Origin of the sequence: Marinicella litoralis, assembly GCF_002591915.1 — a bacterium.
In the GTDB taxonomy this organism is placed as follows: Bacteria; Pseudomonadota; Gammaproteobacteria; order Xanthomonadales; family Marinicellaceae; genus Marinicella; species Marinicella litoralis.
This window is the reverse complement of the sequence record NZ_NIHB01000002.1, coordinates 130471-143145: the sequence shown is the minus strand read 5'-3', so window position 1 is coordinate 143145 and position 12675 is coordinate 130471. Positions and strand designations below refer to the sequence as shown.

The window sequence follows — 12675 nt, the reverse complement described above, 5'->3', positions numbered from 1 at the left end:
TCATTCATCCATGCCAAATTTTTTATCGAGGACTTGCATGCGCTTGGTGTAAATCCAGATCAGCAATAAAAATACATACAACGAGCCTTGTTGAGCCATCCAAAAGCCCAGTTTAAAACCGGCGAATTGAATTTGGTTGAGTTGATCCACCAACAAGATGCCACAAACAAATGAAACCAGAAACCAAATACTTAACAAGAGGCCCATAAGTTTAAGGTTGGCATGCCAATAGGCGGAGTTGTTTGATTTTGATGACATGTTTTTTCTCGTTAAGTTAAATGGGATTTATTTATTGAGTCTGTTGTTGATTAAATTGACCACCACTTCGGGTTCTGCCAGAGTGGATGTGTCGCCCAAGTTTTTATGTTCATTGGCGGCTATTTTACGCAATATACGTCGCATGATTTTTCCCGAACGCGTCTTAGGCAGTCCAGGTGCCCATTGAATTTTATCAGGAGTGGCAATGGGACCGATCTCACTTCTGACCCAGTTAACCAACTCTGAAAGGAGCGTTTCACTTTCCGCCATGCCATTGACCAATGTCACATAAGCATAAATGCCTTGGCCTTTGATGTCATGCGGGTATCCAACAACGGCAGCCTCCGCCACGGCCGGATGGGCAACCAAGGCGCTTTCAACCTCAGCGGTTCCCATGCGGTGTCCTGAAACATTAAGCACATCATCGGTACGGCCAGTGATCCAGTAGTAACCATCTTCATCACGTTTGGCCCCATCACCTGTGGTATAGACATTTTTAAAAGCTGCAAAATAGGTGGTATAGAATCTTGCATGGTCACCATAAACTGTGCGCATTTGACCCGGCCAAGAATCGGTAATGACCAGATTGCCGGAAGCCACGCCATTGAGTTCATTGCCTTCGTTATCCAGCAGGGCCGGTTTGATGCCAAAAAATGGCCTGGTCGCAGAACCGGGTTTTAATGCTGTGGCGCCAGGTAATGGACTGATCATGATGCCGCCAGTTTCAGTTTGCCACCATGTGTCTACAATGGGTGAACGCGCTTCGCCAACCACTTCGTAATACCATTTCCATGCTTCGGGATTGATCGGTTCACCAACTGAACCTAAAACCCGCAATGATTTTCTTGATGTGGATTTTACCGGTTCATCGCCTTCTTTCATCAGGGCTCGAATGGCGGTGGGTGCGGTGTAACAAATATTCACTTGGTGCTTGTCACAAATTTGCCAAAATCGACTGTGATCTGGGTAATTAGGAACCCCTTCAAACATCAATGTGGTGCCGCCATTGGCCAATGGTCCATAAACCACATAACTGTGTCCGGTGATCCAGCCCACATCAGCAGTGCACCAATAGACATCGCCCGGTTGGATATCAAATACATATTCATGGGTCATTGATGCATACAACAGGTAGCCGCCGGATGTATGTAGCACGCCTTTGGGCTGTCCCGTTGAACCTGAAGTGTAAAGGATGAACAAAGGGTCTTCGGCATTCATGATCGCTGGCTCACAGAATGTGTCAACAGATTGGCTGACTTCATGGTACCAGTGGTCATGGTCATACCAATCCACTTCGTGATCAGCCGTCTTAATGACTAAAACTGACTCCAGATAATCTTTGACGCCTGCTTTTTTTGTCGCTTTATCCACATTGGCCTTTAAGCCAATCGATTTGGCACCACGAACGCCTCGATCAGCTGTTATCACCAGTTTAGATTTACAATTAATGATTCTGTCACCCAAAGCTTCAGGTGAGAAGCCACCGAACACCACAGAATGAATGGCCCCAATACGTGCGCAAGCCAACATCGCATAAGCCGCTTCGGGAATCATAGGCATGTATAAAGTCACCCGATCACCTTTGATGACACCAAGCTTCTTCAATGTATTGGCAAAGCGACCAACTTCTTGATGCAATTCGGCATAACTGATGTTTTTTGATTCGGCTGGGTTGTCACCTTCCCAAATGATGGCAGTTTGATCTGCTTTGGTGGGTAAATGTCGATCTATACAGTTATAACTGACATTCAATTGACCGTCGGCAAACCATTTGATGTGCAAATCTTGCTGATCAAATGACACATCCTTAATCTGGATATAAGGTTTGATCCAATCCAAACGTTTACCATGAAGCCCCCAAAAAGCTTCATTGTTTTCGATACTTTGCTGGTACATAGATAAATATTTATCATTATCACATAGTGTATGAGTGGCAAATTCTGGATGGACAGGATAACGCGTTTTCATGAGTGGTTCTCAGGCTGTGTTGAATGAAAAGAATGTCTTGTCATTTTCAATGTGGTTTTACATTATTGATAGGTTCTGGATTAATTCATCCCAGGAAAAGAAGATACTTTTTTGACTTCAATGTCTGGAAATGAATCCACCACTTGTACGGTAAAATCTGGAAATGAACTCACAACTTGCCATTGGCCGCAATTACTTGGGAACGAAGAAACAAATTCCACATCAATATCGGCAAATGAACTGACGTATTTGATTTTTAAGTCGGGGAATGAATCTACAAATTGAACCGAACCTTTTAATTCGATGCCATTGTGATGGCATGATTTTTCGGAACGGCTGCTTTTCACATCGGTGGTGGTTTTTGTGGCAGCTGAAGTGTTGCCAGACATCATTGCATCTAGGCTCGTTGATGGTTGTGAAGGTGAGCTTTCTATAATGGCCACCAGTAAAATAATGGCAATGACGACAATGGCAATTTTTAAATCTTGGTTCATGTTTACTCCCAGTTTTTATGTTGACTGTTATTGAATTGATGTCAGTTCAATTTAGTTTGTCCTATGATTTTAACTGTTATGCTTAACGCTGTCGATGGCTGTTTATTGCTTAAAGCATGGATGTTTATCTCTATTTGGTTTAGCTTAAGTTGTGAGCATGATTACAGTCAGGTGTTTATTTTTTTGATGCCATAACCAATATGGCCACTAAATAGGCCGCTAAAATTTTTTCATCAAATAACAAGGATTTTCCATCCAGCGCTTTGATTGAATTTGACACAATCTGAATCACCAGTCCCATTAATCCCAACATGACAGCTGTATGCACTTTCTGTCTGGAATAATTTTTTCCTGCTATTTCATAGGTTTTATCGCTTTGACTTTCTAAAGCCAATTTAACTGCAACACCAACAATGATCAAAGCCATAAATACGCTGAGAAAATCTGTATAGTTTGAGACGACGTCCATTGCTAGAATTATTTTATTTTTGGATTGATTCATTATAATGTATTTGACAATGTGATATTTAGATGATAATCTAAATATATGCACGAAACGATAAAACACGAATCCATGTTCACTGCAATCGCAGACATTCAACGGCGGAAAATATTAAACATATTGAAACGCAGTGAAATGTCAGTGGCTGAAATCAAAAGTCATTTTGAATTTTCTGGTGCGACTTTGTCACACCACTTGAATATTTTAAAAAATGCAGAGTTGGTACGAGTCAGAAGGCAGGGACAACAACGAATATATACATTGAACCTCAGTGTAGTAGAAGAGTTGTTATTAATATTTAATCAAATTTTTGTGAGCAAAGAAGATGAAAAATAACACGAACAAAAAGTTCTTGATTGCTTTGGGATTATTACTGATAGTCACTTGGATAGTTGCATTCTGGTACGAGGCAAAACTGCCTGAAAAAATTCCCAGTCATTGGAACATTGAAGGTGAAGTTGATGGATATATGAATAAACCATGGGGCGTTTATATGCTGCCCATTATTTCAACCATCACTTCTGTGGTGTTGATGTTATTACCAAAAATAGCTCCCAAAGGGTTTAAACTGGAATCAGCCAAATCCGTGTATGAAACTATCGTGTTGATTATGGCAGTTTTTATGCTGGGTGTGATGATTTTAATTTTTGAAGCTGGAATGAATAAAAACATAGATATGAATCAATGGATGATGGTTGGCATTGGGAGTCTGTTTATCATTGTTGGCAACTATTTAAGTAAAGTCCCCAAGAATTTTTTTCTGGGTATTCGCACACCTTGGACATTGGCCTCTGATGTGGTTTGGTATAAAACGCATCGACTGGGTTCTTGGACTTTTGTACTTGCTGGAATTGTGGCCTTGTTGGGTGGGTTTTTACAGTGGCCGGTTGAATGGTTAATAGGTGGTTTTGTTGCTGCTGCATTGGTTCCATTTGTCTATTCGTTGGTGATTTATAAGCAGATAGAAGGCTTCGAGGAATAGGGGGAAACGTTTGCTGCATTGAATTGTTAAAATGATAGAATGCACCTTGATTCGATTTGTCACGACAATTTCTTGATAAATTTATTGCATGGGTTACAGATGAAGTGTCTACCCATCACAACAATACAACACCAACACTGAAAACCATATATGGCCACGATTAAATTACTTTTTGCTTTTTTAGGAACTGGAGCCATCAGTTTCATATTGTTTTACTTCATGTTGAAACAAAGTAACAAAGAATCTGTTGCTATCATTGAAACCAAAGACAAGGCAGGCATGAAGCGCCTGAAAAAGGAGTTCAAACAAGAACGATGGACCGTACAAAATGTGTTGATGAGTAAATGGGTGGCTTTTGGTGGTGGTTTTTATGGTGTTATGGCTGTCTTAACTTATGTGATTGTGGAGTTCTTTGAAATTGTAGATTTTCTCAGCAGTGAATCAAGTTTTGTGGACACAATCAGTTCATTGGGGTTCAGTGATTTGATCAGCTTTTTTATTAATTCTTTGATGAATTTCGTTACAGCAATCACTTGGCCTATTTACTGGATGAAAAACACCGACGGCTATGCAATTTGGGTGTGGTTTGTGACTGTATATTTGGGCTATACCTGTGGTCAGTACCTTGCCAAAAACAGCGTAAATCCATATGAAGGGTAACTTCTGTTGTTGTTCTTGTTGTATTTAATGCGATGAATTTTTAATTGAGCCCATTTCAAATTATCGTTACTGATGTCAGTGATTCATTTCTTTTTACTTGGTATTTTCCAAACGCTGGCTGCAGATTTGGGCTTGTCAGATTTTTCAGTTGTTGACGGCACATTTTTATGACTGGACTCTTTCGCTTGGGTTTTTGTTGGTTTTCTGGTTAATGTTTTTTTCTCTACAGGTGCTTCTACTGTATCAACATCGGCCGTTGGAACATTTTCATTGTGCTTTGGCATACCGCGGTATTTGATTTGTAATCCTTTCATGAATTTCCGCAACATTTGATTTTTACAAACTCGGTAATGTTTGTGGTCTTTTTTTCTGAACAGCGCACTGAATTCATGCTTGCTGATTTTGAATTCTGCCAATTCCATGATGGCCAAGGCATCTTCTGCTTTTAGGTGAAAAGCAATTTTTAGCTTCATTAAAATTAAATTGTTATCTAAAGTTTGTTTAAAGCGTACGCTGGGGCCGTCTTTTTTGCCTCTTTTTTCAATGATCAGGGCATCTAAAAAGTCGATCAATAACTCATCAGGTAATTCAACAAAGCCTTCGTCTTCTTCTCTTTTCAGCCAATGGTTGACCTGTTGCTCATTGACCACTGTATCGACATGCTTAAATATTTTGGTAATTTGATTGTCTTTGAGATCTAAAATATAGCGAACTCTGCGAATGATGTCGTTGTTGTTCATAATGTATAACCTGACTAAATTGGGTGTTTTTAAGAATGTGGCACAGTTTAACTGATTTCTATATTCCGTGTTAACCATTGTGCAATAGATTTGGCTATATTCAGTGAATGGATGGTTGATTCACCTGCACTTGATGTTGTCAATGATACTTTAAGCGGGTTTTGATGATGCCTGAGTTTTAACGTATACTCATGACTCTGTATTAAGCGTGAGCATTTATCATGAGAAAATTTCCCTTCATTCTGGCATTGATCTTTTTTGCCGACATATCATTCAGTCAAGAATCTAATCAATTAGAGTTATTGGATGTGTTTAATCTGGAATACATTGCTGACCCACAAATTTCGCCAGATGGTAAACAAATTATCTATACCCGAAATTTTAAAGATGTGATGACAGATAAAAATCATTCAAATTTATGGATAACTGATTTCGATGGGAAAAACCAAAGACCTTTAACGGTAGGCAACCAGAGTGATTATGCTGCCAGGTGGTCTCATGATGGAAAAAAAGTGGTCTACCTGTCTAATCAAGCTGATGATAAGGTCAAGCTGTATTTGATGTGGATGGATACCAAGCAATCTGTGGCGTTAACCAATACAGCCACCGCACCTAATCAGCTTGCCTGGTCGCATGATGATCAATATTTGGTGTTCACACAATTCGTAGCAAAGTCTAGACCTTCGATACTTAAAATGCCAGCAAAACCAGCTGGTGCAAAATGGAACCAACCACCTGTCTACATTGATGACATGAAATACCGCGCAGATGGACAGGGGTATTTAACAGCGGGCAACAATCAAATCTTTATCCTTTCCGTGGACGGAGGGACGCCCAGACAATTGACATTTTCTGAACACAACCACCAATCTCCCAGTTGGTCGATAGACAATAGGGCTATCTACTTTACGGCCAACATGCATGAGAATCATCTGTATGAACCCTTGAATGCCGAAATTTATCAGTTACAACTGGAAGATTTGTCTGTCAAAGCCTTGACCCATCGATTTGGCCCAGATACCAATGCGCAATTGTCACCCAATGGTCAATTAATCGCTTATGTTGGTTTTGATGATACATTTCAAGGCCACACGGTCCGTGATTTATATGTCATGGATCAAGATGGCACTCATCCCAGGGTGATCTCAGCTGGGTTGGATCGGTCAATTCAGTCAATGGCTTGGGCCAATGACTCCAAGGGCTTGTACATTCAATACACAGATCAGGGTGATGGAAAATTGGCATTGATAAAATTAAACGGGAAAATCAAATCCATTGCCAGTCAACTGGGTGGATTGTCTTTGGGCAGGCCTTATAACGCGGCGGCATTTTCAGTATCTAACAATGGTAGGGTGGCTTATACCTTAGGCGGACCTGAGCACCCAGCAGATTTGGCCGTGACTGAGAACAACAAGAGTCATCGGTTGACCCACGTCAATGCTGATTTGTTTAATTACAAATCACTGGGTCAAACAACAGAATTGAGGTGGTTGTCTTCTGTCGATCAACGTGAAGTTCAAGGTTGGTTGGTGACACCACCTGACTTTGATCCAAACAAAAAATACCCAATGATTTTAGAAATTCATGGTGGCCCTTTTGCCAGTTACGGTTCGGTATTTTCTACTGAAGTGCAATTGTTTGCCGCCGCCGGTTATGTGGTTTTGTATACCAACCCACGTGGTAGTACCGGATATGGACAAGAATTTGCCAACCTCATTCATCATGATTACCCAAACAATGATTACCATGATTTGATGTCTGGGGTCGATGCAGCCATTGAAAAAGGCTTCATTGATGACGAGCAGTTGTTTGTCACGGGTGGCAGTGGTGGTGGTGTGCTAACCGCTTGGATCATCGGTAAAACCGATCGATTCAAAGCCGCCGTGGTGGCCAAGCCAGTGATCAACTGGATCAGTTTTGTGTTGTATGCGGATAATCCGGGCTTTTTCTACAAGTATTGGTTTCCAACCAAGCCTTGGGAAGACCCAGAAAATTACTTAAAAAGATCGCCGCTTTCTTATGTTGGCAATGTAAAAACACCGACCATGTTGTTGACAGGAGAGGAAGATTATCGAACGCCGATTGCTGAATCTGAACAGTTTTATTCGGCATTGAAGTTACAGAAAGTTGACAGTGCTATGGTCAGAATTCCTGGTTCAGGACATGGCATAGCCAACCGCCCCAGTAACTTAGTGGCTAAAGTGGTCAGCATTTTGGCTTGGTTTGAAAAGTATCGAACAGCAGAGTCACCATGATTTTTAAGACGGGTTGAAAACTTAAGAAGCGAGCAACAGTGCTCGCTTCTTTGATTGATAATCACAGCTTACAAACCATTGACGATGTGTTCACTCCAATTTTCCATTTGATTGGACATGGTTTTTAAAGTCTTTAGGTCAAACAAGCCAAGGACTTTGATTTCAGCTTCATTGCTGTTGATTGACTCAGAAGACAGCTCCCAGCGTTCAACCACGCCAATGTGCACACGACCAACAGGATTACTGTTATCTAATATATAGCCTAATTTGGTTTTGTTTACGATGCGATCAATTTTCAATTCTTCCTCTATTTCACGTTGACCAGAAGTTTCTATGGTTTGATCCAAATCAATGGTTCCATCTGTCTGATAGGCAAGATCGAATGCATCTATGTGCCCTCCAAAACCAATCGAGTTAAGGTTATGAAGTCGAGACTCTCCACCTTGCTTGGTTCGTTGGTAAACGGCAATTTGGTCTTGATAGGAGAGAATGATATATGGAATGATTTGTTTGAAATTTTCATCTTGTTCCAAATGAGGTCTTGGACCAATCCAGATTTGGTTCAAATCAAAAATGTTTTTATGGGTCTTGATAAATCCTTCGCCGGTGAGGTTTTGTTTAACCACCTCACTGCTGCTACATATGATGTGTTGCATACACTCAGTTAATTAAAAACCCGTTATTGTAGCAGGATTATGGCGGCAGTGAAGCTGACTAGTTGGTGTTTTGTAACGACTTCATGTAATCATATTTGGCCTGGTATATTGAGGTGGTTTGAAACCTGTGAGAGTTTTCAATGGCCATTTGCATGGCTTTTATGGCGCGATTATTTCGCCCCAATTGAAAATTCGCTTTGGCAATACCAGCGTAGGGTTGGTGTAAGTAACTGGCTAATTCTTGGGCTTTTTCATAAAATTTAATGGCATTGTGGTAATTGCCCTCCCTGAATTCTGCATCCGCCAAATCAATCCATTTGAATGGGTCAGGATCGTCATAGTTTTCCAGTGTCTGCGCAATGATCAATGCTTCCTCATTCCTGCCTGCTTGGAGCAAAAATTTATGGTAATTATTGAGCAATTCAAGTTGGTCACCTCCATGTGACAGTCCGTATCGATATGTGTTTTCAGCATACACTTCTTCACCTATGCGGTGATATAACACCCCCAACATATTGATGGCGATCAAGTTATCGGGTTTGATCTTTAAGGCTTCTTTAATTAACCAGTAGGCACGATTGCTTTCATTCCTGATCATGGCTTCAGCCGCACGATTGCTGTAAAACAAAGAATGGAATTCTTCTTTTTTGACGGATCGCAAGGTGCGAGAACCTGCGGTAGAGAAATAATCAATTTTTACTTTGTCGTTGGGTCTGACAAACTGTTTTGTGGTTTTAGTGGTTTTGTTAAATATGACTGTTCTGATGTGCTGCGAATTGAGTTCTAGATTGCCTTCACGTTGAAAGACGGGTGGCGTGCGAGCCAATTCATAACTGATCCCAACATGAGTCAGTTTTGACAAGGCCCTGGTTAAAATGGCTAATGACATGCAATTACCTGAATTCAAGGCCATGGCATCTGTGGCGATCAAAGTTTCTGAATGAAAGTTAAAATACTCCAGTTTGTTTTTTAAGTATTTGAATATGCGTTGACTGTCAGACAAGTCACGGTATTCTTTGCTATGGAAGTGTTTCAAAAAATCTTGTTTTTGGTCTTCAGTCAAGGCAAATACCTCATCCATAGACAGAATAGAAGCGGGTGGACCAAACAAACCGTCTTGAAAAATGTCTTGTTCAGAGAAGTTGTTTTTAACTTGGTATTGGGAAACAGGGCCACAGGCAGTGATCAGTAAGCACATCATCAGAACCGGTAGCATGGATACTAAATTGGTCTTTTTTCTACGCATACCATTAGTATAAAACAGCTTTTAGACTTTCGGAAAAATTATTTTAAATAATTGATGGTGCTTAAATTGCGAACATTACCCATTGGATTTCACGGGCAACTCCGTGAAATCATTGGTCCTTTGCTTGCCCCAGTCGAGCCATGAATGGGTTTAAATTAAATCATGCGTTTGGCAAAACACTTTAAAAGATTGCGACAATTTAGCCACATCAACTTCCGGAGAAATAGAGGCCCTTACCACATAATCTTTGTCACCTTCTTTGGTGGTGCCCTGGGTTGAAGTGGCAGGTATGGTCCAATAGCTGCCTTTCAGCTGGCCATAGCTGACACAGTTTTTGCAATCTTCGGGATGCCTAGTAATCATGAATTCGATCAATTTTTTGTTCAATTGTTTTTGTAAGTCTTGGCGTTCTTTGAGGCTGTCAGCTGAGACAGGCAAATCGAGTGAAAAAACCGAGGGCTTAAAACCTCTGAGCGCCATGTCATCAGAGACATAAAATATTTTAGCGGTTGGTATCAAGGCATGAATTTGTTGAACAAAATCTCGGGTTTTTGCATAGGCTTGAACGATGCGTTCCGGCATCGAAGGCATGGTTTCAGCCAGTATATTCATTTGATTGGCGTCGGCATGGTTGTCTGACAATGACAGATGGGCTGCCACCAAAGGCATCAACTCTTCAGCTTTTTGGTTGGCTGCACAATAGCCCGCGATACAGCGACCACCACTTGGAAATTTTGAACCGCTTGAAAATGAAATGGTACTGACACTGCTAAGTTCACTGTCTTGGTTCAATAAATTGACGTTGGGGCAGAAAGTTTGGTCCACCATAAATGTGGCTTGTACAGCTGTTTCAGCTTTGGGTGTCAGTCTTGTTTTGCTGAGAACTTCGCTTAATGCGGGTAAATCAGGCACTTCAACCCTGGGATTGGTTGGAATCTCAGCCAAAACAATTGGCACCCCATCGACTTCAGCAGCCGCAGATAAAACGGACTCTAAGCTGTTGACTATATCCGCACCACCATCGACCAGTAAATCCAACACTTCTGCTTGTGGAATTAAATCGGCCACACGACGGGATTGGTCGTTGGTTCCACCGTAACAATTAGGTGGTAAAATAATTTTAATCGGCTTGTCTGGGTGTGCTGTAATGGCATTTTCTACCAAGCCCATCAAAATAGCATATTGAATTGACAACCCACTGGAGGCGATTAATGGTGAGGACTGACTGCCTGTATTTTGACGTATACATGTTGCCACAGTTTGTTTGTTCTCACTGGTTTTGTTGATGTGTTCAACACTCGAAAAAGGTCCCTCGTTACCAACCAATTCATGCAAAATACTCAAACAGTTCTGTGGCGACATGGCGATGGTTTCTCGTCTCCTCACGTGCTGAATGGCTTGGACCATTTGTTTGGCATTGGGTTGGTGTATAAGTATGTAAGAGCCCAAGTCATGATGTAAGTTGACGGTAAGGTCTATGACCGGGTTGTTATTTAAATTTTTATTGAAGTCTTGTTGAGTTACAAAAACGACCGTGCCGTCTGGATGTTGCGGAATTTCTTTACTGTGATTGACTTGGGTCAGTTGGTACTGATAACCATAAATATTTTTCAATCTTGGCTCATCTATCAGTGGCGCAGTATCAACATCGTAATAAATATAAGTGGCTGTGTGCTTGATGGCATTCTGACGCAAAACAGCCAAAATAGGCATGGTTTTAGAAGCAAAAGTGATGACTTGTTCGTCAACCACTTGATTAATCTCTGCCAACACCCATTCAAGTAAACTTGATAATTGGTGCCCCAAGCGGATGTAATCATATGCTGTAGGTAGTTGATTCAAGGTGGTGGTATTGACATTGTTTGTTTTTATGAGTTTTTTTAACTCATCCAAGAATTCTGTTTTGGCTGCGTCTTCATGGTATATGTCGAGACGATGGGTGGTGAGTTTAAGCCAGTCTTGCGGCATGTTTTTCAACAGATCTTTGATGGATTTCAGTACAGCAGTGCTTGAGTTCAATGATTTCTCCAGATACCAATTTATTTTATTTGATTGAGAGTGCCCATATGTCAGAAGCAGCTCTTTAAGGACTTAATTGTATGGGCGATTGTCGTCAGTTCAACAATTCTGTTAAATTATTCATTGGTTGACGAGACTGACTTTGCATAAATGGAATGTTTTTGAATATATTTAAATACCCTTTCAGACAGGTAGCTGTCATCAGGTTTTTCATGCTTTATTAATTCAGCCCTCAATAGAGTGGATGAAATCTCAATTGTAGGTAAATCTTTAACCACAAAAACATCAGAATTGATGTCTCTTAGCCGGTTTATAAAACCATGATTGATGCCATGGCCGGGTCGTTGGTGAATCATTAAGCCATTGGCTTCTACCAGCTGTTTCCAGTTTAACCATTTTCTGAATTTTGGCCAACGCCCGGCGAAGTGGTCAGCACTTAACACAAACAGTTTGTGCGGCGCACTGATGGCCTGTAATGTTTCAAAACTAAAACTTTTGTTATTGAATTTTAAAAATAATTGTTTTTCTATATCAGACACATAGACAGGATATTTATACCTCTTTATAATTTCATTTGCCACCAGTTCACACATTTCCAGCCGGTGATTAAATGCCGTTCTGGGTCGTTGCTTGTCGGCTATCAAATTGGGTTGGTAGGTGGGAACCAACAGGAATTTTTCTAGGGATAAGTTTTGTTGTTTGGCAAAAGTGAAACTGTTGAGTATGACTTGTTTATGTCCCTGATGGATGGGATCTGCGGTCAAGCCGAAAACCAAGGTATGGGATTTTTGTTGATTTTTTTTACACACAGACTTTTTGGCCACTTTGCATCAAGATAGGTTCGGCTCGTGCGGTAAAATGTTGACTGATGTGGAGGCGTTCAGCAAAGTCACAC

General features: G+C 40.9%; 13 protein-coding genes. 4 read left to right on the top strand and 9 right to left on the bottom strand.

Annotation, left to right across the window (positions count from 1 at the left end; translation table 11 throughout):
- The 4 genes from CCS90_RS07190 to CCS90_RS07175 all read right to left on the bottom strand — a co-directional run bounded on the left by CCS90_RS07190 (position 1) and on the right by CCS90_RS07175 (position 3189).
- Entirely contained in the window at positions 1–258 is a 258-nt protein-coding gene (locus tag CCS90_RS07190) for a DUF4212 domain-containing protein (RefSeq protein ID WP_099018877.1), read from the bottom strand.
- A 27-nt stretch (positions 259–285) separates the two neighbouring features.
- Positions 286–2226: an acetate--CoA ligase gene (acs, locus tag CCS90_RS07185; RefSeq protein ID WP_099018876.1), complete on the bottom strand. Its 1941-nt coding sequence runs from the start codon at positions 2224–2226 to the stop codon at positions 286–288.
- Positions 2227–2306: 80 nt separating this feature from the next.
- On the bottom strand, positions 2307–2720 hold the full coding sequence (locus tag CCS90_RS07180; protein WP_211337072.1) for a 7(1) septoil knot domain-containing protein: 414 nt from the start codon (positions 2718–2720) through the stop codon (positions 2307–2309).
- 175 nt (positions 2721–2895) lie between these two features.
- Positions 2896–3189 carry a hypothetical protein gene (locus tag CCS90_RS07175; RefSeq protein ID WP_133566543.1) on the bottom strand — a complete coding sequence of 98 codons (294 nt, stop codon included), beginning with the start codon at positions 3187–3189 and terminating at the stop codon, positions 2896–2898.
- Positions 3190–3267: 78 nt separating this feature from the next.
- On the opposite strand from CCS90_RS07175, the gene CCS90_RS07170 reads away from it, so the two are divergent.
- The 3 genes from CCS90_RS07170 (at position 3268) to CCS90_RS07160 (ending at position 4864) form a co-directional block, all read left to right on the top strand.
- Positions 3268–3558: a metalloregulator ArsR/SmtB family transcription factor gene (locus CCS90_RS07170; RefSeq protein ID WP_099018874.1), complete on the top strand. Its 291-nt coding sequence runs from the start codon at positions 3268–3270 to the stop codon at positions 3556–3558.
- Complete coding sequence (locus CCS90_RS07165) at positions 3548–4204, top strand: SdpI family protein (protein WP_099018873.1); 657 nt, start codon at positions 3548–3550, stop codon at positions 4202–4204. The genes CCS90_RS07170 and CCS90_RS07165 overlap by 11 nt, the downstream gene beginning before the upstream one ends.
- A gap of 150 nt (positions 4205–4354) precedes the next feature.
- Positions 4355–4864, top strand: a complete 510-nt coding sequence (locus CCS90_RS07160; protein ID WP_099018872.1) for a hypothetical protein — start codon at positions 4355–4357, stop codon at positions 4862–4864.
- 83 nt (positions 4865–4947) lie between these two features.
- Here the strand turns inward: CCS90_RS07160 and CCS90_RS07155 are convergent, their stop codons facing one another.
- Complete coding sequence (locus tag CCS90_RS07155; RefSeq protein WP_099018871.1) at positions 4948–5604, bottom strand: YehS family protein; 657 nt, start codon at positions 5602–5604, stop codon at positions 4948–4950.
- 221 nt (positions 5605–5825) lie between these two features.
- Here CCS90_RS07155 and CCS90_RS07150 point away from each other — a divergent pair, with 221 nt between their 5' ends.
- Positions 5826–7859 (top strand): S9 family peptidase, encoded by a 2034-nt coding sequence (locus tag CCS90_RS07150; RefSeq protein ID WP_099018870.1) that lies wholly within the window; start codon positions 5826–5828, stop codon positions 7857–7859.
- Positions 7860–7927: 68 nt separating this feature from the next.
- Here the strand turns inward: CCS90_RS07150 and CCS90_RS07145 are convergent, their stop codons facing one another.
- The 4 genes from CCS90_RS07145 to CCS90_RS07130 all read right to left on the bottom strand — a co-directional run bounded on the left by CCS90_RS07145 (position 7928) and on the right by CCS90_RS07130 (position 12589).
- The gene (locus CCS90_RS07145) at positions 7928–8515 is read right to left on the bottom strand and encodes a hypothetical protein (protein WP_099018869.1); all 588 of its coding nucleotides are present in this window, start codon (positions 8513–8515) and stop codon (positions 7928–7930) included.
- 58 nt (positions 8516–8573) lie between these two features.
- On the bottom strand, positions 8574–9761 hold the full coding sequence (locus CCS90_RS07140; RefSeq protein ID WP_099018868.1) for a tetratricopeptide repeat protein: 1188 nt from the start codon (positions 9759–9761) through the stop codon (positions 8574–8576).
- Between the two features lie 150 nt (positions 9762–9911).
- Positions 9912–11780 carry a PLP-dependent aminotransferase family protein gene (locus CCS90_RS07135; RefSeq protein WP_211337071.1) on the bottom strand — a complete coding sequence of 623 codons (1869 nt, stop codon included), beginning with the start codon at positions 11778–11780 and terminating at the stop codon, positions 9912–9914.
- 116 nt (positions 11781–11896) lie between these two features.
- Positions 11897–12589 (bottom strand): nicotinate-nicotinamide nucleotide adenylyltransferase, encoded by a 693-nt coding sequence (locus CCS90_RS07130; protein WP_218961654.1) that lies wholly within the window; start codon positions 12587–12589, stop codon positions 11897–11899.
- Positions 12590–12675: the final 86 nt, after the last annotated feature.